Here is a 16,640-nt window from a genome sequence, read left to right on the forward strand (position 1 = left end):
AAGCTCAGAAGCGATGATTCAGCGCCAGCTGAACTTCACGTTCGGGACCGTACAGCCATTGCGTGGTGGTGTAATACGCCGTGGTGAAATAACGCTTGTCGAAGACATTGTTGGCACGCAGCGTGACCGTGGTGGCCTGCGTGGCCTTCCATTGCAGCGCCAGGTCAGTGGTGGTGTAGGAGGGTAGCCTGAGCGTATTGGCATTGTCGGCATAGCGCTGGCCGACATACTGCAGGCCGCCGCTGGCGGTCCATGCCGGCAGGAAATTCCAGCTCAGCCAGACATTGGCCAGACGCTCGGGCACATCGGTGGGTACCTTGCCGGCACGCGAGACAGCTGCGCCGCTGACCGATTCGGTGAAGTCATCGAAACGTGCGCGCAACATGCTGGCATTGGCGTTCAGTTTCCATTGCTCGGCAAAGGCCAGCGACAGGCTGGCTTCGATACCTCGCGAGGACTGCTGTCCGACCTGCACGCTCACACTGGGATTGGCCGGATCGCGGGTGAGCAGATCGTTCTTGCGGATATCGTAGAGCGCCAGCGTCCACTCACCGCGCTTGTCCCAGAACACCTGCTTGATGCCAGCCTCGATCTGTCGTCCGGTCGACAACTTGAATTTGCTGTTGGCCTTGCTCATGAAGAGCATGCTGCTCACGGGCGCCGCAGCCTTCGAGTATTGGCCGTAAACACTCAGGTCAGGGGTAATGGCATAGACCGCTCCCAGGCGCCAGCCCAGGTTGGAGAAGCCCTGATCGAAACCACCCGTACCACCGGCAAGATCGGTGCGGGAGACATCAGCGTGATCGAAGCGCAGGCCGGCCAGCACACTCAGTTTTTCGGTCAGGTCCAGCTTGTCTTCGGAGAAGACTGAATACTGCGAGGCGCGCGCGCGGAAGCGCGGCAGGAAAGCCGGAATCCCTACACCGCTGGCATAGCTGCCCGGGTCGAAGCTATAGGGATTGACCGAGCTGAAGCTGCCATTATAGGTGTTGTTGGTATGTGTAAAGGACGTCGAGTTGATATCAAAACCGACCGACACCTGATTCTTCAGGCCTGCCAGATGGCCCTTGAAGGTCGCATCAGTGGTCACCCCGGTCTGGGACTGGTCATGACGGATTTCGGTAGCATCGCCACGATCGACCAGTCCGGTGGTCTTGTTGTAGACATAGCTTTCGGCATTGCGCCAGTAGCGGTTGCTGTTGATCTGGTAAAGCCGGGTGCGCAGCGTGGTATCGGCATCAGGTGTCCACTGGGCTTCCAGTTGCGCCCAGCGGTCCTTGTAGTCGATGGTCCCGTCAGCCACGTTGTAGTTGCGTTCGCGCAGGGCATCGACTTGTTGACCGTTGATCAGGGGCGTACCGAAATAGGCCATCGGACGTTGATGCCCCTGGGCATAACTCAGCTGTACGAACAGATCGCGATTGACATCCAGGCGCAACGCACCGGAGAGGCTCAGATTATTGGTGTTGCCGCGATCGACCCAGCCATCCGACCGATCTCCGGCGATGTCGACACGATAGGAAAGCATCTCGTTGATGGCACCGCCGCTACCCAGTCCGAGGCGCCGGGTGTTATGGGTGCCGACGGTCGCTTCAATTTCGTTTTCGATCTTCCCGCGGGTGGGCTTTTTGGGGATCACATTGACCACACCGCCGATGGCACCATCACCATAGATGACCGAGGCAGGGCCGCTTAGGACTTCGATACGGTCAATGTTCCAGGTGTCGAACGGAAAGCTCACGCCCACGCCACCATATTGGCGCAGGCCATCATAGAGACGCATCACGGAGGTGGCATCGGTGAAGCCGCGCGCCGACAGTGCGCTGCCGCTGTTGCCCGGGTGGCCCATGGCGCTGTAGCCGGGCGCGCGGGTGATGGCATCGGTGATGCTGGCGTCGCCGCGCTCTTCCAGTTGTTGGCGGTTGATGACGGCGACGCTGGCTGGCGTCTGCAAGGGTGTCAGATCCAGATTGGAACCGACCGACACCTGATTTTGCAGCGGCAATGGACTCTGGGCATTGATCGTGATGGCCGGCAGCGCATTGGCGGAGTCCTCAGCCTGGACCGCAGCGGTAAGGCAGAGCAGGGGCAGTGCATAGGGAGCATAGGCAATTGTGCGGCGCAACTGGGTTGGCAGCGAACGCGCTGGATACAGGAGGGGGCGTGGGTCAGATTTTTTTATCATGTCGGTGTCTCGGGGAAGGTGTCGTGGGGTGACTGAGGAAGGACCAGTCACGCGCGCAACGCAGATGCGCGGCACCGCTTGTCAGGGTGGAAGCGGGGATGCCGTCAGCTGTGGCAGCGTGGGATAGATCAGCAGCGTGTACCCGGTGGCCCCCGGGGAGCTGCACTCACCCAGGCTGTGTGCGCCCGCCGTCGCTCCTGAACAGGCGCTGGGGCCAACGATCTCCGTAACAACGGCTGTGGCAGATCCAGCCGTGCCGGCAACACATGAGCAAGATCCTGCTTCGCGCAGAACATGCAGTGCCCTGCATGGGCCGCATGCTCGGTTTTGCCCGTGATTCGACCTGAAGTCGCAGCGGGGTCATCAGCCACTGAACATAGCTCATTCCAGGGTAAAGCCAGCCTGGTCGCGATGCGCGCTTGCACCACTGCCGACCACATCATTGCCAGCAGGGCAGCAATGGTGAGCCACGCGATCATGCGTAGGCGGGGAAGGCGAGTTTTCATGGGCGCAGATTCTAACGCCCAAGAAGCCGATCCGGCCGCTCATGGAAGCCAGGCCCTTTTGTGGGAAAAAGACAGGAAGTCCTTGCCTGTAAAGGATTTGTAAGATTTTCGTCAAGTGCACGTTCGGCTTGTCTGCGACAATATGTCGCATGTGCTGCGCCTTGGTCGTGGCAAATTTGTCGCCCGCGAAGATGTGCGCCCGGATGCGGGCTCAGTCAGCTTCCATGAATCAGATCACCGGACCGATCAGGGTAAGTACATCCCCTCAATCGATCCCATAGTGGAATTGAAGATAATGAAAAATGTTAAGCGCCTCCTCTCGTTAGTGATCCTCTCCAGCCTCTTAATGGCGCAATTCGTCTGGGCGCACGCCCACCTGAAGACGGCCATTCCCGGCGATCAGGCGGTAGTCGCTTCACCAGCAGAGCTCACCCTTACTTTCTCAGAGGGATTGAATCTGAAATTGAGCGGCGTCAAGTTGTCACGCCCCGATCAGAAGGAAGTCAAATTGGGTGAGGCCATGCTCATGGACGAGGGAAAGTCATTCATGGTGGGGATCCCCACACGACTGGCACCGGGCACCTACACCGTGCAATGGCATGCCTTGTCCGTAGATGGCCACAAGACCGAGGGTAGCTACAGCTTTTCCGTAGCACCTTGATTTCTCCCACGCTTCTGTTGGGCCTTTGCCGGCTTTCACTCGATGGTGCGGCACTGTTTCTGTGGGGCGCGGGCCTGACTTTGCTTGTGCTGGTCGCAGAGCCACTCAGGAGCGAGCTATGGCAACGCCTGGCCGGATGGCGACGTCTTTTGTTCGGACTTCTGTTGACTGCCGTGCTTGCCAGCTTGCCCCTGCAAGCCAGTATTCTTGGCGATGGCTGGGCTGATGCCTGGCACCTTGACATGCTCGCCGCGGTAGCCAACGGCACCTCAATCGGTACGGCATGGTGGATCCAGTTGATCGCCGTTTGCCTGCTCTTGTTCAGCGTGACGCTATCGGAGCGCATGCGCTTGCTTGCATGCATCGCTGGTAGCGGCATCATGCTGACGAGCCTGGCGCTGACCGGACATGCCGTCATGCATGAAGGATGGACGGGACTGTTGCATCAGGCAAACGACGTTCTCCATGTGTGGAGCGTCGGGGCTTGGATAGGCGCATTGCCGATCGTCTTGATGGTCCTGTCAGACCGATATCGCCGCGTGTATCCAGATATGGTCAATACCATATTGCGGCGCTTTTCAAATATCGGCCATGCAGTGGTGGCCTTGGTTTTCCTGACAGGCTTGCTCAATACCCTCCTCATCCTTGGACGACTGCCGTTGGATTTCCATTTTCGCTACCAAGCGCTGTTGACCATGAAAATCCTGGTGGCTGGCGCAATGATGGCCATTGCCGTGTTCAACAGGTATGTGCTGGTGCCATCGATGCGTCATCATCGCCATGCCCTGCGACAGCTATACCGTCTGACCCTGGCGGAAATTTTGCTTTCCTGGGTTGCGTTGATGTTGCTGGCATGGCTGGGAATGTTGCAGCCGAATTGAACATGCCGCCACTGCGGCAAATCGCCGCAGCGTGACGTCTTGAGCACATGCTCATGCGCCGGAAGATATGCGGGTTCGCCAGCCTAACTTACCTGCGCCTGGATCCATGCAAACAGCGCATCCAGGTCGTAATCGCCACTATGAGGGCGATTCCAGGCGAACTCCAGATTGACCTGTGCGCCACGCTGACGTGCGGCTGCAGCCAGTAGCGTCGGTACGGCCAGCGAGGTCTCCCGATCCATCCCGTTTACGGCTCAGCCAGGCCAGCACCGGAGACCTGGCTGTGCTGCGCCGAGAATGCGGTGTTTGGAGCGAATGCGTTCGGGGTCGCCGGGGAAGCGCCTGCGTTGTAGCGTAACCCGCGCACCGCCGCCTTGAGATCGACGATGACGGCAGCTGCCTTGCCGGTCCATCGGCCGTTGCTCGCCTGCAGAGTGCGTCAAGCAATGCTACGGAAGTCGCATTGCACATGCCCTGGCTGCGGCAAATTGACGCAGCCAGGGCCACGCCGCGTCATCACCTGCAAAGGCGGGCTTATCATAGGTCACGCCAGATCCTATTTTGTACATCGTTTCCAGACCTCTGAACATGAGTTTGAGCCGACGCTTTCATCAACTGCTCGCATGGCTTGCGCTATGCGTGATGGTGTTTGGTGCTGCCGCTCCAACCATTTCTCGGACGCTGGCCTCCAATCCCCAGCTCACCTGGATGGAAGTCTGCAGTGCCAGTGGCACCAAGCGCGTTGCGGTGCCAGGAAACAGGACGGCAGGGCAGGAGAAAATGCCCGTCGACGTAGCACATTGCGGCTATTGTGTCCTTCAGCAGCACGCGCCGGCTCCACCCTCTGCTGCGCCCGCTATCACCTCGCTGATTGCGGTGCTGGCGCACCCTGTCTTCTTCATTGCTGACGTCACCGTGGTCCTGACTCTGGCTCCCACGGCACATCGCAGTCGAGCGCCTCCGGGACTCGTTTAACCGCCTTGTTCATGTGTGTTGCACAGGTCGCTTTCGCGCACTTGTGCAGGTTTTGCGCGCCTGTCCGGCAAGGCGGAACACGAGCAAGCAGCATGCATCCCGAGCAGGGATGCATGCCATCGGCTCATCAGAATGGGAAAGCGAGCGCGGTCAGCGCGGCGTCTTTCTCACTTCTCTCTCGATCCATTCAGCGAACGCTCCGTTGAGGATGCAGCGACTTGCGCTTGTCCGATTACATGATCCCAATCGAGACGTCCACAACGAGGTTCGTTACTCCGGCCTGTCCGGACCCAGGAGGCTATATGCAAACGAATGATTATTTGGAGTTGGTAAAAACAAAGCTCGACCTGCAATCCGACCACGCATTGGCAAATGTGCTGGGTGTGACGCGCAGTGCGATCAGCCATATGAAAAGCGGGAAAAGCGGTATCGGCGATGCGACGGCAGTGAAGGTGGCTCAGCTAAGCGGCATTTCGGTTGCTCGCGTCCTGATCGATGTTCATCTTGAACGATCGAAGGCTCCAGAGGTGAAAGCAGCGTGGGCCTCGATGATGGAAAAATATCCCGCACCCTTTGATCCCCACATGCCATACCGCAGTCAGCATCTGAACTTCCTTTCGTCATCCCAAACTGGCACCTCACTTCACGATCGGTAAAGCCAACAGAATTGGCTGACATCTGAATGGCTCTGACGGAGAAGAAAACATGTTCAATGCAATCGCAGTGCAATCCCTGCCCGCTGGCAAGCATCTCACCATCCCCAAGCATCGTGGCTTGCGCTTGCGAGCCAACGAGCGGATGTACAACTGGATTTATCGCTACAAGAATCCGGATGATGGCAGGATTCGCCAGGTCAAACTGGGCGAATGGCCCAACATGTCATTGAACTCGGCCGTTCGCCAATGGCGGCAACTCAAGAGTCTGCGTGATCAGGGGATCGATCCATCAACGGTGCATCGGCAAGCGCAAGCCCTACGACGCAATTCCATATCAATGTCGCCTGAGTCCGCTGCGCAGCTGACGGTACAGCAAATCGGTTTTTATTATTACGAAGGACACGTCAAGCATCATTGGGGTGAGAGAGGGGCCAAGGAAGTGTGGCGTATTTTCGCGCGCACGCTGGGTGAATTCGCCAACCTTCCAGCCCAGGCGGTCGATGCAGAGATGGCTGCGGACTTTCTTCGTGGCTTCCTGGATCGGCCGACCCAAGGCACTATCACGCGACGCGAACTGGGTGCTGCCTGGGATCACGCCATTGCGCATGGATTGCTTCCTGCCAAGTGCGTCAATGTGTGGCGTAGCGTGATGCGTGGTGAGTTCAAGAGCAAAGGCGTTCGTATCAAGGGCGTGTATCGCGGCCCTGTGAAGCGTCTGCTGTCAATCAATGAACTCGCCGTCATCTTGCCGTGGCTCCATCATTTCACCAGCGCCAACGAGGATATCCTGACGCTGCTTGCCTGGACATGCGCTCCCGGAAAGGAAATTTGCGCCATGCACGCCCGCGAGATCAGCCAGGAGCCAGATGGCTGGTGGTGGACGATCCCGGAGGAAAAGCTGCGTCCCCAACGACGCGGTGCCGCTAGTGACTTTCGTGTTCCCCTGGTGGGCCGGGCGCTGGAGATCGTACAGCGTCGCCTTCTGGCCAGCGGGACGGGCTATCTGTTCGAGGGTCGCAAGGGCGGACGCTTTGATCCCAAGAATGTCGGCGTGGCCGTCTGGAATGCACGCGCGGACTGCGATTCCCGCCCTGAATATCAGCGACCGCGCCTGCCCATTTCGAACTGGACTCCCAATGACCTGCGACGTGCCGCTGTAGAGTTGCTCAAGACGATGGAATGTCCGCCGGAAATCCTTGCCGCAGTGCAGGGGCAGCTCGGCAATCATCTGCGCCTGTCTACTGACGGGCAAGCTCACGCTGCTATGAAACGGCTCTGGATGACACGGCTGGCACAAGTTCTGGACCAACTCATGCGCGGCAGGATCCCGGCGCCGTGGGAGACGGAAAAGCTGGCTGCCTGAACGAGACGGCGCCGTCTTCACCCTATTGAGAGGCGCGGACATAGCGACAATATGTCGCACATGAAATTCGACAAAAGGAGTTCGATTGGTCGCACAATCATCAACTCCTGCAGGGCAGGCAGATGGTATCCGAATGAATCGCTTCGCGACCAGTCGGCAGCCGAAGATTGGTTTGCATCCTGAGTCGGGCTTCGGGCTCGCTGTTTTCTTATGTTCTTGATGTCGGATCTGGAAGTGCTGGAGAGCGGCCGACCCTGTACTGAGCGGGAAATCCTCGATGCGGAATGCATGCTTGGCTTTTCACTGCCGACCGAGTTGCGCAACGCCTATCTCAACGCCAACGGCTTTACCGGGCCGTCCGAAGCCCGGTTTCTTTACCCGCTGGCGCGAAGGGAGGCGTTCTCCTTTGTGACCATGCTAAGGCTGACGCAAGTTCTGCGCCGCTTGCCGACTGCGGCATCATTGTGGAACGCAGCGGTGGCCTTCGGCGATTATGGCATCGGGTCTACCTGGGGCATGACCTCGGAGGGACGTGTATTCGAATGGTGGCCAGAAGACGGTGACGAGCCGTTCTTTCTGGACGTGTCGCTCCAGCAGTTATGGTCAGAGCGCAGCAAACTTTTTGACTCCCTTTCGGCTTCTTGATCATTTGCAGAAGTGCCGAAGCACCACAATGTCCGCTCTATCTTTTTCGTCCCCGTGGCCTGCAGCGCGGCCACGGTAGTTCGCCAGCCTGCGCACATCATTCGTGCAGACGCCCCAGGAACTGCCGCGAGCGCTCGCTGCCCTGCGTGCCGAAGAACAGGGAAGGGGTGGTATCTTCCAGCACGTGTCCACCTTCCATGAAGATGATGCGGTCGGCGACATCCCGGGCGAAGCGAGTTTCGTGCGTCACGACCAGCATGGTCATGCCCTCGGCCGCCAGCGCGCGCATCACGTTCAAGACGTCGTCGCGCAGTTCCGGATCCAGGGCCGAGGTCGGCTCATCAAAGAGGATCACTTCCGGATCCATGGCCAGTGCGCGGGCAATGGCCACACGCTGCTTCTGGCCACCGGAGAGCTTGCCCGGATAAGCATCGGCTTTTTCCGCCAGCCCGACCTTGCCCAGCAGCGCCAGGCCGCGCTCGCGGGCCTCCGCCTTGGCGACACCCTTGACCGAAACCAGGCCTTCGATCACGTTCTGCAGCGCCGTCATGTGCGGGAACAGGTTGAAGGACTGGAACACCATGGCAGTCTGCTGCCGGATCTGCAGCGTCTTGCGCCGCAGTTCGCGTGCGGGCAGCATTGCCGGATCGTTCAGCGCCACGCCGCAGATCTCGATGCTGCCGCGATCCGGTAATTCCAGCAGGTTCAGCGAGCGGATGAAGGTGGTCTTGCCGGACCCGGAGGGACCCATGATGACCACGACTTCGCCACGCGCGACTTCGAGGTTGATGTTGCGCAGTACCTGATTGGCGCCATAAGCCTTGGCCAAGGCGCTCACGCGCACAGTACAGGAGGATGACGGATTCATTGATAGCGCCTCGACAGTTTCTCTTCCAGCCAGGTTTGCAGGAGGGTGAGCAGTTGATTGATGACCCAGTAGATGGTCCCGACGATGATGAACATGTCCATGTAGCGGAAGGTGGTCGCCCCCAGCTGATCGGCCACGCGCGTCAGTTCCACCACGGTCACGGTGGAGGCCAGCGAGGTATCCTTCATCAGCGCGATCAGGCGGCTGCCCACGGGAGGAATGGCGATGCGCAGGCCTTGCGGCAGGATCACGCGCCACAGCGTCTTCCAGTAACCCATGCCCATGGACCAGGCGGCTTCCCACTGGCCGCGATCGACCGCATTGATGCCGGAGCGAAAGTTCTCGCTCAGGTAGGCCGCCGAGAACAAGGTCAGCGCCAGCAAGGCGGCGGGGATGGGATCGATGGTGATGCCGTAGTTGGGCAGGCCGAAATAGATCAGCAGGATCTGGATCAGCAAGGGCGTGCCGCGAAACACCGACACATAGGCAAACGCCAGCCAGCGCAGCGGCCGCGCATCGGAAATGCGGGCCAGCGCAATGAGCATGCCCAGCGCCGAACCCAGCACGAATGAGCCGATACCCAGCCCGATGGTCACCACCACCGCTTTCTCCAGCAGCGGTAGCGCCCTGACAAACAGATCAATCATGGTTCTCCTCCCGGTTGCAGCGCCTGCATGCGGGCGCTGCTTCAGTGTTCATGGACGCGTGCATCACGCCTGTGGGGCAGCTTTTGCGTACTGGGCCAGTGCCTGGTCCAGATCGGCGATCAGCAGGGCAGGATCTTCCAGGCCGATAGACAGGCGCACCACTGGCTGGTCGGTCGCCGGGAAGGCGCGATTGGCCTGCAGGGCGGCCGGATAATAAGCCGCCAGGCTGTGCACGCCGCCCCAGCTGGCACCGATGGCGAAGTGCTGCAGGGCGTCGAAGAAGCCGTGGAAAGCGCTTTCCGGTGCCGGTTGCAGGATCATCGAGAACAGGCAGCCATTGGTCTTGTAGTCGCGCTTCCACAGAGCATGGCCGGGGTCGCCTTCGAGCGGCGGGTACATCATGCGCGCAACCACAGGATGATCGGCCAGATGGCGCGCCACCTGCAGGGTCGAAGCACTTTGGGCCCGGACGCGCAATGGCAGGGTTTCCAGCCCGCGCAGCACGAGGAAGCAATCCTCGGGACTGACCTGCTGGCCGAGGATGCTCTGGGTCTCGCGCAGGATCTCGTAGTGGCCGTGGTCATTCATGCTGATGCATCCCATGAGCACGTCGGAGTGACCGCCCATGAATTTGGTGGCTGCCTGGATACTGAAGTCTACGCCCATGTCCAGGCATGTCAGTCCCAGCGGACTGGCCCAGGTGTTGTCCAGCATGGTCAGCACACCGTGCTGCCGTGCCACGGCGGTGATGGCCGGGATGTCCTGCATTTCCATGGTGACCGTGCCGGGCGCCTCCATGCAGATCAGGCGGGTGGATGGCTTGATCAGTTCGGCGATTTCCGCGCCGATGTCCGGCCGGTACAGCTCCACCTCCACGCCCATTCGCGCCAGCCATTTTTCGGCAAAGGTCTTGAGGGCACCATAGCAGGCGGCCGAGACCAGCAGATGGTCGCCACCGCGCACGAAGCCCATCACGGTAGTCATCAGGGCGGCCGCGCCGGAGGGCGCGATGACGCAGTGACGGGCGTTCTCCAGCGCGGCTACGCGCTGCTCCAGCAGGCGCGCCGTGGGGGTGCCGGTGACGCCATAGCTGAAGCCATCGGGCTGGCGCTGCTTGCGCTGAACAAAGTCCTCGAAGGTGTCGAACACCACGGTGGAGGCGCGCATCACCGGGGGCGAGAGGCTGGCGAACGCGGGTTGAGAGGAAACAGGGTGGCTCATGCGATTAATTTGTTAATCTAAAAAAGAGAAGCCCAGTATCCGAATTCGCGCCGCTGCCATCAACAGCTCGCCGGACTAACTTTATAAGTGGTACTTATACATGGACATGCGAGACATCCAGGTCTTCCGCGCCGTCATGCGCGCCGGGACCACCAGCAAGGCCGCCGCCCTGCTCAACGTATCCCAGCCCGCGATCAGCCAGTCGATCCGCAAGCTGGAAGCGTCTTCCGAACTGCGGCTGTTCGAACGCACCCGTGGCCGGCTGGTGCCGACGCAGGAGGCGCTGGCCTTGATCGTCGAAGTGGATCGCTGCTTTGCCGGGTTCGAGATGATCGAGCACCGTATCCGCAGCTTGCGCTCATTCGGACTGGGTCGCCTGGCCATTGCCTCCTTTCCCGCACTGGGCAATGGTTTCATGCCACGCGCCATCGCGGCCTTCGGGCTGGGCGAGCGGCGTGTTCAGATGTCGTTCCAGATCATGAGTTCGCGCGAGGTTTACCAGCAGGTCAGCGCAGGACAGCTGGATTTCGGGCTGATGGCCGATGAACTGTCCGTCTCCGGGCTGGAGCATTCGCAATTCATGAGCGTGCCGGGTGTGATGGTGATGAATGACCGGCATCCCTTGGCCGGCAAGCCGGTCATCACGGCCGACGACCTGCTGGAGCATCCCTTCATTGCCCTCAATCCCGAAGATGCCAGCCGCCGGCGTCTGGAGCAGGAGCTGATCCTGCAGGGAAAGGTTTTGCGCCCCATCCTGGAAACGCCTTATTCCAATTCGGTCTGCGAATTCGCCATGCGTGGTGTCGGCATGGGCATGGCGCATCCCATTCTGGCGCTGGATTTCGTCACGCGGGGCCTGCGCCTGAAGCCGATGGAGGTGACGGCCAATTTCACGGCGCTGCTGGTGTTCCGGCCTGGTGTGCCGATGTCGGAGAATGCCAAGGAGCTGCTGCGGGTGATGCGCATCCAGATGGAGTCGGACATGAGTTCATTGCGCCAGGTGCTGTACCAGAAACCCGGCGCTTTCTGAATCTCGGTGCCATGCACCGGTTTGAGCGCTGCGCACAAGTCTGGGGCAAGGCGCGACGGCAAGAGATCGCACGATGAGCCGCCGGCCCCAAGGGAAGCACCGCAGGGAAGGGCGCAACGCTATTGGGTCGCTTCATTTTACGGTGCCGGATTGGTGCAAGATCTCTTATGGACGCATCAATTTCATCGTTGAAACTATAAGCTCTGCTTATCACTCAAGAAACGCCCCCGGATTGCTGATCCCTTGGCCTGGGCACAGAATGGGCTTCCGTTTTCATTGATGACCAAGAGGGGACAGTACATGAAGTTGCATCATTTCATTCCGACCTGCCTGGTGGCAGCGCTCCTGGGCAGCGCAGCGGCTGCCGTGTCAGCCCAGAACATTCCGGCCGACATCCTGGCCAGTGCCCGTGCCTCGGGCGTGATCCGCATCGCCAACACCCAGAGCAGTCCGCCCTGGAGCCTGATTGACGACAAGCTGCAACCGGCCGGCTATGACGTCGAGGTGGCCAAGGAAGTGGCGCGCCGCATCGGCGTGGCGAAAGTGGTTTTCGTGGCTGACAGCTTCAAGAATTTCGTGGAGGGGCTCAAGGCGGGCAAGTACGACATGGTGATGAACGACCTGACGCCCTCGCCGGAACGGGAGAAGCAGGTCGATTTCGCGGCACCCTATGGCGTGGAGGATTTCCGTATCTTCGTACTGGCCAGCAACGCCAGCATCAAGGACAAGCCCGATCTCAAGGGCAAGAAGGTGGGCGTCACCACCGGTACCACCAATGAAAGCTGGGCCCGGGCCAATCTGAAGGAATCGGACATCCGCGCCTATGACAATGGCGGTTTCGTCTTCAATGACCTGGGCAATGGGCGCATTGATGCGGTCATCAGTTCGCACTTCGGTGGCATGAAATACGCCAATGTGAACAAGTTGCCGATCAAGGAAGTCGGACCGGTGCTGATCTACCAGCTGTCGGCACCGGCCATGCCAAAGGGCCAGCAGCCATTGAAGGACGCAGTCAGCAAGGCAATTGGCGACATGACGCGCGATGGCACCATTGATAAGCTGGCGCGCCGCTGGGTGGGTGCGGATTTCGATATGGTGGGGGATATCCAGCGGGCTTTGCAGCAACCGTGATTCGATTACCGCCGCGCTGGCTGACAGTTCCGCGGCGGGTTTCCGTTGTTGCCCGACGAGCTCACTGTAAAAGTGGAAAGTTTGCGGGCAGCGTGTGGAAGCCAACCGGGCGCCAAGGCAGCAGGCTCGACGAGCATGTCGACGACTCCCGCGAAGACCTGCGCAGCTGCATGCGCGTGGCCTGCCGTCTTTGCCGCAAAGCGATCCGTCCTGGCACGATCATTATCCGCACGTGGCTCTATCGATAGTGTTGAGGCTCCCTTAGGCTGTGATCCTTGCTTATATTTTGATCGGGATCTGGCCATGAATCAGCATCAACATGCACCGCTAAACACGCACTCCGACAAGGCCTTGCTGGCCCTGCTGGAAAGTTTTTCCGATGCCTGGAACCGTCATGATCTGGCGGCATTGATGAATTGCATGCATGACGATTGCGTGTTTCTGACCGCCGCCGGCAACGAGCCGCACGGGACGCGTCATGCCGGGCCAGCCGCCGTCAGCAAGGCATTTGCTTCGGCCTGGGAAACCTTCCCCGATGCCCGCTGGCGGGATGCGCGGCACTGGGTCAGTGGCGATCGCGGCGTTTCCGAATGGACCTTTACAGGGACCGCCGCCGACGGTACGCGGTCGGAATCCTGCGGCGTCGATCTGTTCATTTTCCGGGATGGGAAGATCCTCGAAAAGAATGTCTTCCGCAAAGACCGCCCGCGCCTGCCTGCGCGCTGAGCTGCCTTCCGAGCTTGCCTCCCACCCTCAGCAAAAAACACCATGAACAGCCGCACTGCATACGATCCGCACTTCGATCCGCTGGTCTCTTCTTCGATCGGCCATGACGCCGCCTATGCACCGACCTATTGGGTCGCCACGGCTGGCGAACCTCCACCGCACGATGGCCCCGTCACCGGCGATATGGATGCGGATGTAGTGATTATCGGCTCCGGCTTTACCGGTCTGTCGACAGCCTTGTTCCTGGCGCGTGAGCACGGTATTCGCGCCACCGTACTGGAAGCCAACCAACTCGCCTGGGGATGTACCAGCCGCAATGGCGGACAAGGACAAAACGCCAGCGGCCGACTCTATCGTTCGCAATGGATTGCCCGCTGGGGCTTGCAGACGGCCCTGAAAATGCATGAGGAAATCCAGTGCGGCTTCGACACCTTCAAGCAACTGGTGGCACAGATCGATTGCGATGCGCAGCCGGGCGGGCATCTGCAGATTGCACATCGGCGCAAAAAACTGGCCTTCCTGCAAAACGAAGTCAATGTCTTGCGTCAGCAGTTCGGTTATGACGCCCACCTGCTCAGCAAGGAAGACGTGCATCGCGACTGGTGCGGCGATCAGGAAGCCGTTGGCGCCATGCATGAGCCGGAAGGCATTTCCGTGCATCCGCTCAAGCTGGCCTTCGGCATGCTCAGGCAGGCTCGCGCACATGGCGCCCGCGTGCATCCGGCCAGCCCGGTAACCGGATGGGAAACACACAATGGCGTGCATCACCTGCATACGCCCGGTGGCATCGTACGTGCCCGCGCCGTTGCCATCGCAACAGGGGCGTATGCGACGCCCGGATTGTCGCCGTTATTGAAAAACCGCATCTTCCCCGTATTGTCCAATTCAATCGTCACGCGGCCGCTGACCGCTGGAGAACTCGCGGCGTGCAGCATTCGGACCCATCAGCCGATGACGGATACCCGCACTTTGCGCTTCTACTACCGCCTGTTGCCTGACAACCGCGTACAGATTGGCAGTCGCAGCGCCATCACCGGCGCCGATGCCGGCCGCGATGCGCATTACCGCTTGCTCACCGAGGGCTTGGCGCGCAAATTCCCGGCGTTGGCTGGCATCCAGATCGATTATTCATGGTGGGGGTGGGTGGATGTCAGCCACGATCTGATGCCGCGGGTGGTGCAGCCCGATCCGTCGCAACACATTTATTACGCCACGGGGTACGGTGGCAATGGCGTGTCGTTTTCTGCGCATGCCGGCAGGCGCATGGCTGAGCGTATTGCGGGCGTGCGCGACAGCACGATCACCTTGCCGATCTACGATAGCCCGCTGCCGTTTCCGCGCCAGGGAGAATGGGCTGCACCGTTTCGCCGTATCGGGCAGCGCATGCTGTATCGCTGGTACTGGTTGCGTGATGAAATCATCTAGGCGTGCCGGGCGAGGGCGTGCGCTGCCGTTTGACCAGCGCCGCCAGTTCCTTGATACCCGGCTCGATGCGATCGACCGGAATCGATGAAAACCCGAGGCGCACATGGTTGATTCGGTCGGCTTGTGCCAGAAAGAAGCTTTCACCAGATTCGATCAGGATGCCATGTTCATGCGCAGCTTGACGTAACTTCCGGGTATCGAAACCGGCAGCAAACTCTCCCCATAAGGCCGAACCGCCATCCGGCGGCTGGAACTGCATTTCCGGCAAATGCGTTTGCAGCGCGTGGGTCAGTGCCTTCGCGCGCCGTGCCAGTTCCTCGCGCATGGTATGCACGAAGCGATCATAGTGGCCATGCGCAATGAACAGTGCTGCGGCCATTTGATTGTTGGTGGCGGGATGACGGATCATCAGGCGCCGCAACACCCGCAATTGTTCAATCACTTCTGCCGGCGCCACGATATAGCCGATGCGCAATCCGGGCGATAACGTCTTGGAGAGGCTGCCGATATAGATGGTGCGGTGATCATGGTCGATGGCTTTGAGCGCCGGGGATGGCTTTCCCGTGTACTGCATTTCGGCATCGTAATCATCTTCGATCAGGATGCCATCGCACTCACGGGCCCACGCCAGCAAGGCGGCCCGCCGCGCGGCGCTGAGCGTGATGCCGGTTGGGCACTGGTGGCTCGGTGTGCAATACACGGTTTGCGCTGCGGCCAGAACATCGCGGTCCGGCAGCACGCCTTCATGATCGATATCGAGTCCCACCAGGTGCGCCCCACGGCGCAGGAAGATATTGCGCGCATCCATGTAGCCAGGATTTTCTACTGCGACGGTCGAGCCAGGCGCCACCAGCAATTCGCTGATCAGATAAAGCGCCTGCTGTGCGCCGACGGTCAGCAGCACTTCTTCACGCTTGGCGGCGATGCCCCGGCGTGGCAGCACGTGCCAGATCAACTGGGCAAGCAGCGATTCATTGTCGTGGTCGATGGCATCCGGCGCCCAGCGATGGATGGCGCTCACGTCCAGTGCGCGACGGCTGCATTCACGCCAGTCTGCAATGGGAAACAGGCTGGGATCGAACTGACCATACAGGAAGGGATAGCGATAACGCTGCCAATCGCCGGGCTTGTCCAGCCAGCGCATTCCTGCGGGCAATCCAATCATGCGCCGATGCCAGTCCACCGGATTGGATGACGCCGGCTTCGTCTCGATGGCGGGTGCCGTTGCCGTCGTTGTGCGAGCGTGGCTCAGGTACTGATCGCTGACGTAATAGCCATTGCGCGGCCGATTCTCCAGATAACCGTCTTCGACCAGCTTTTCGTAGACCAATACCACGGTATTGCGCGACACCGACAACATGTCGGCCAGTTCGCGGCTTGACGGGAGGCGCATGCCGGCCAGCAATCGGCCGTCCCGCATGGCATCGACAAAACCAACCCGCAACTGACTTTGCAGCGTGGACGCCTGACGGTCAGGATTGGGGAAAATCTGATGCCACATGACCTGATAGACGTCGTTGTTGCGCATAGTGCTCTCCCTGTTTTACAGCGTGCTGAACTGCATCTTTCATGCCATCCATGTGCGCAGCGTTACAAACGGGGGCGAGCTATCCCTGGGCAGGGGCATTACCCTGCGGGCCCTACCGATGGCGGTACGACACACAGGTCATGATTTGTGCAAACGCAGCCGGCGCGCACGATTTTAGTGCGGCCGCTGACC

Annotated in this window: 16 protein-coding genes; 10 read left to right on the plus strand and 6 right to left on the minus strand. The window is 60.0% G+C overall.

The features are described 5' to 3' along the window. Positions 1-4 precede the first annotated feature (4 nt). Together CEJ45_RS07245 and CEJ45_RS25355 are read right to left on the minus strand one after the other, a co-directional pair. Positions 5-2,185 carry a TonB-dependent receptor gene (locus CEJ45_RS07245; protein ID WP_420913284.1) on the minus strand — a complete coding sequence of 727 codons (2,181 nt, stop codon included), beginning with the start codon at positions 2,183-2,185 and terminating at the stop codon, positions 5-7. 128 nt (positions 2,186-2,313) lie between these two features. Continuing rightward, positions 2,314-2,691: a DUF2946 family protein gene (locus CEJ45_RS25355; RefSeq protein ID WP_088754488.1), complete on the minus strand. Its 378-nt coding sequence runs from the start codon at positions 2,689-2,691 to the stop codon at positions 2,314-2,316. A gap of 142 nt (positions 2,692-2,833) precedes the next feature. On the opposite strand from CEJ45_RS25355, the gene copC reads away from it, so the two are divergent. From copC to CEJ45_RS07280, 6 genes are all read left to right on the plus strand, one after another. After that, positions 2,834-3,352: a copper homeostasis periplasmic binding protein CopC gene (gene copC / locus CEJ45_RS07255; protein ID WP_241517298.1), complete on the plus strand. Its 519-nt coding sequence runs from the start codon at positions 2,834-2,836 to the stop codon at positions 3,350-3,352. Then, a complete protein-coding gene (copD, locus tag CEJ45_RS07260; RefSeq protein ID WP_088754489.1) occupies positions 3,349-4,233 on the plus strand; it encodes a copper homeostasis membrane protein CopD in 885 nt (294 codons plus the stop codon). Before copC ends, copD begins: the two co-directional genes overlap by 4 nt. A gap of 588 nt (positions 4,234-4,821) precedes the next feature. Next, entirely contained in the window at positions 4,822-5,208 is a 387-nt protein-coding gene (locus tag CEJ45_RS25360) for a DUF2946 domain-containing protein (protein WP_088754490.1), read from the plus strand. A 302-nt stretch (positions 5,209-5,510) separates the two neighbouring features. Next, positions 5,511-5,864 (plus strand): hypothetical protein, encoded by a 354-nt coding sequence (locus tag CEJ45_RS07270; RefSeq protein WP_088754491.1) that lies wholly within the window; start codon positions 5,511-5,513, stop codon positions 5,862-5,864. Positions 5,865-5,913: 49 nt separating this feature from the next. Further along, a complete protein-coding gene (locus CEJ45_RS07275) occupies positions 5,914-7,227 on the plus strand; it encodes an integrase family protein (protein ID WP_088754492.1) in 1,314 nt (437 codons plus the stop codon). A gap of 219 nt (positions 7,228-7,446) precedes the next feature. Beyond that, positions 7,447-7,872: an SMI1/KNR4 family protein gene (locus CEJ45_RS07280; RefSeq protein ID WP_158214901.1), complete on the plus strand. Its 426-nt coding sequence runs from the start codon at positions 7,447-7,449 to the stop codon at positions 7,870-7,872. Between the two features lie 97 nt (positions 7,873-7,969). On the opposite strand, the gene CEJ45_RS07285 is transcribed toward CEJ45_RS07280, so the two are convergent. From CEJ45_RS07285 to CEJ45_RS07295, 3 genes are all read right to left on the minus strand, one after another. Beyond that, on the minus strand, positions 7,970-8,740 hold the full coding sequence (locus CEJ45_RS07285; RefSeq protein WP_088754494.1) for an amino acid ABC transporter ATP-binding protein: 771 nt from the start codon (positions 8,738-8,740) through the stop codon (positions 7,970-7,972). Continuing rightward, on the minus strand, positions 8,737-9,387 hold the full coding sequence (locus tag CEJ45_RS07290; protein WP_088754495.1) for an amino acid ABC transporter permease: 651 nt from the start codon (positions 9,385-9,387) through the stop codon (positions 8,737-8,739). Before CEJ45_RS07290 ends, CEJ45_RS07285 begins: the two co-directional genes overlap by 4 nt. 63 nt (positions 9,388-9,450) lie before the next feature. Next, entirely contained in the window at positions 9,451-10,608 is a 1,158-nt protein-coding gene (locus CEJ45_RS07295) for a trans-sulfuration enzyme family protein (protein WP_088754496.1), read from the minus strand. Positions 10,609-10,708: 100 nt separating this feature from the next. Between CEJ45_RS07295 and CEJ45_RS07300 the strand changes: the two genes are divergently transcribed. The 4 genes from CEJ45_RS07300 to CEJ45_RS07315 all read left to right on the plus strand — a co-directional run bounded on the left by CEJ45_RS07300 (position 10,709) and on the right by CEJ45_RS07315 (position 14,920). Continuing rightward, complete coding sequence (locus tag CEJ45_RS07300; protein ID WP_088754497.1) at positions 10,709-11,638, plus strand: LysR substrate-binding domain-containing protein; 930 nt, start codon at positions 10,709-10,711, stop codon at positions 11,636-11,638. Positions 11,639-11,938: 300 nt separating this feature from the next. Next, on the plus strand, positions 11,939-12,769 hold the full coding sequence (locus tag CEJ45_RS07305) for a transporter substrate-binding domain-containing protein (protein WP_088754498.1): 831 nt from the start codon (positions 11,939-11,941) through the stop codon (positions 12,767-12,769). Positions 12,770-13,120: 351 nt separating this feature from the next. Continuing rightward, positions 13,121-13,495: a nuclear transport factor 2 family protein gene (locus tag CEJ45_RS07310; RefSeq protein WP_420913285.1), complete on the plus strand. Its 375-nt coding sequence runs from the start codon at positions 13,121-13,123 to the stop codon at positions 13,493-13,495. Between the two features lie 42 nt (positions 13,496-13,537). Continuing rightward, positions 13,538-14,920, plus strand: coding sequence for an NAD(P)/FAD-dependent oxidoreductase (locus CEJ45_RS07315; RefSeq protein WP_088754500.1), 1,383 nt, complete (start codon positions 13,538-13,540; stop codon positions 14,918-14,920). Here the strand turns inward: CEJ45_RS07315 and pdxR are convergent. Beyond that, on the minus strand, positions 14,913-16,448 hold the full coding sequence (gene pdxR / locus CEJ45_RS07320; RefSeq protein WP_088754501.1) for a MocR-like pyridoxine biosynthesis transcription factor PdxR: 1,536 nt from the start codon (positions 16,446-16,448) through the stop codon (positions 14,913-14,915). The genes CEJ45_RS07315 and pdxR overlap by 8 nt on opposite strands. Between the last annotated feature and the right edge of the window lie 192 nt (positions 16,449-16,640).

This window comes from Herbaspirillum aquaticum, assembly GCF_002213425.1.
GTDB lineage: Bacteria > Pseudomonadota > Gammaproteobacteria > Burkholderiales > Burkholderiaceae_D > Herbaspirillum > Herbaspirillum aquaticum.

Excerpts from the sequence above, each read along its gene's own strand:
- CEJ45_RS07245 (WP_420913284.1), bottom strand. The coding sequence starts at position 2,185 with ATGATAAAAAAATCTGACCCACGCCCCCTCCTGTATCCAGCGCGTTCG.
- CEJ45_RS25355 (WP_088754488.1), bottom strand. The coding sequence starts at position 2,691 with ATGAAAACTCGCCTTCCCCGCCTACGCATGATCGCGTGGCTCACCATT.
- copC (WP_241517298.1), top strand. The coding sequence starts at position 2,834 with ATGTCGCATGTGCTGCGCCTTGGTCGTGGCAAATTTGTCGCCCGCGAA.
- CEJ45_RS25360 (WP_088754490.1), top strand. The coding sequence starts at position 4,822 with ATGAGTTTGAGCCGACGCTTTCATCAACTGCTCGCATGGCTTGCGCTA.
- CEJ45_RS07270 (WP_088754491.1), top strand. The coding sequence starts at position 5,511 with ATGCAAACGAATGATTATTTGGAGTTGGTAAAAACAAAGCTCGACCTG.
- CEJ45_RS07275 (WP_088754492.1), top strand. The coding sequence starts at position 5,914 with ATGTTCAATGCAATCGCAGTGCAATCCCTGCCCGCTGGCAAGCATCTC.
- CEJ45_RS07280 (WP_158214901.1), top strand. The coding sequence starts at position 7,447 with ATGTCGGATCTGGAAGTGCTGGAGAGCGGCCGACCCTGTACTGAGCGG.
- CEJ45_RS07285 (WP_088754494.1), bottom strand. The coding sequence starts at position 8,740 with ATGAATCCGTCATCCTCCTGTACTGTGCGCGTGAGCGCCTTGGCCAAG.
- CEJ45_RS07290 (WP_088754495.1), bottom strand. The coding sequence starts at position 9,387 with ATGATTGATCTGTTTGTCAGGGCGCTACCGCTGCTGGAGAAAGCGGTG.
- CEJ45_RS07295 (WP_088754496.1), bottom strand. The coding sequence starts at position 10,608 with ATGAGCCACCCTGTTTCCTCTCAACCCGCGTTCGCCAGCCTCTCGCCC.
- CEJ45_RS07300 (WP_088754497.1), top strand. The coding sequence starts at position 10,709 with ATGGACATGCGAGACATCCAGGTCTTCCGCGCCGTCATGCGCGCCGGG.
- CEJ45_RS07305 (WP_088754498.1), top strand. The coding sequence starts at position 11,939 with ATGAAGTTGCATCATTTCATTCCGACCTGCCTGGTGGCAGCGCTCCTG.
- CEJ45_RS07315 (WP_088754500.1), top strand. The coding sequence starts at position 13,538 with ATGAACAGCCGCACTGCATACGATCCGCACTTCGATCCGCTGGTCTCT.
- pdxR (WP_088754501.1), bottom strand. The coding sequence starts at position 16,448 with ATGCGCAACAACGACGTCTATCAGGTCATGTGGCATCAGATTTTCCCC.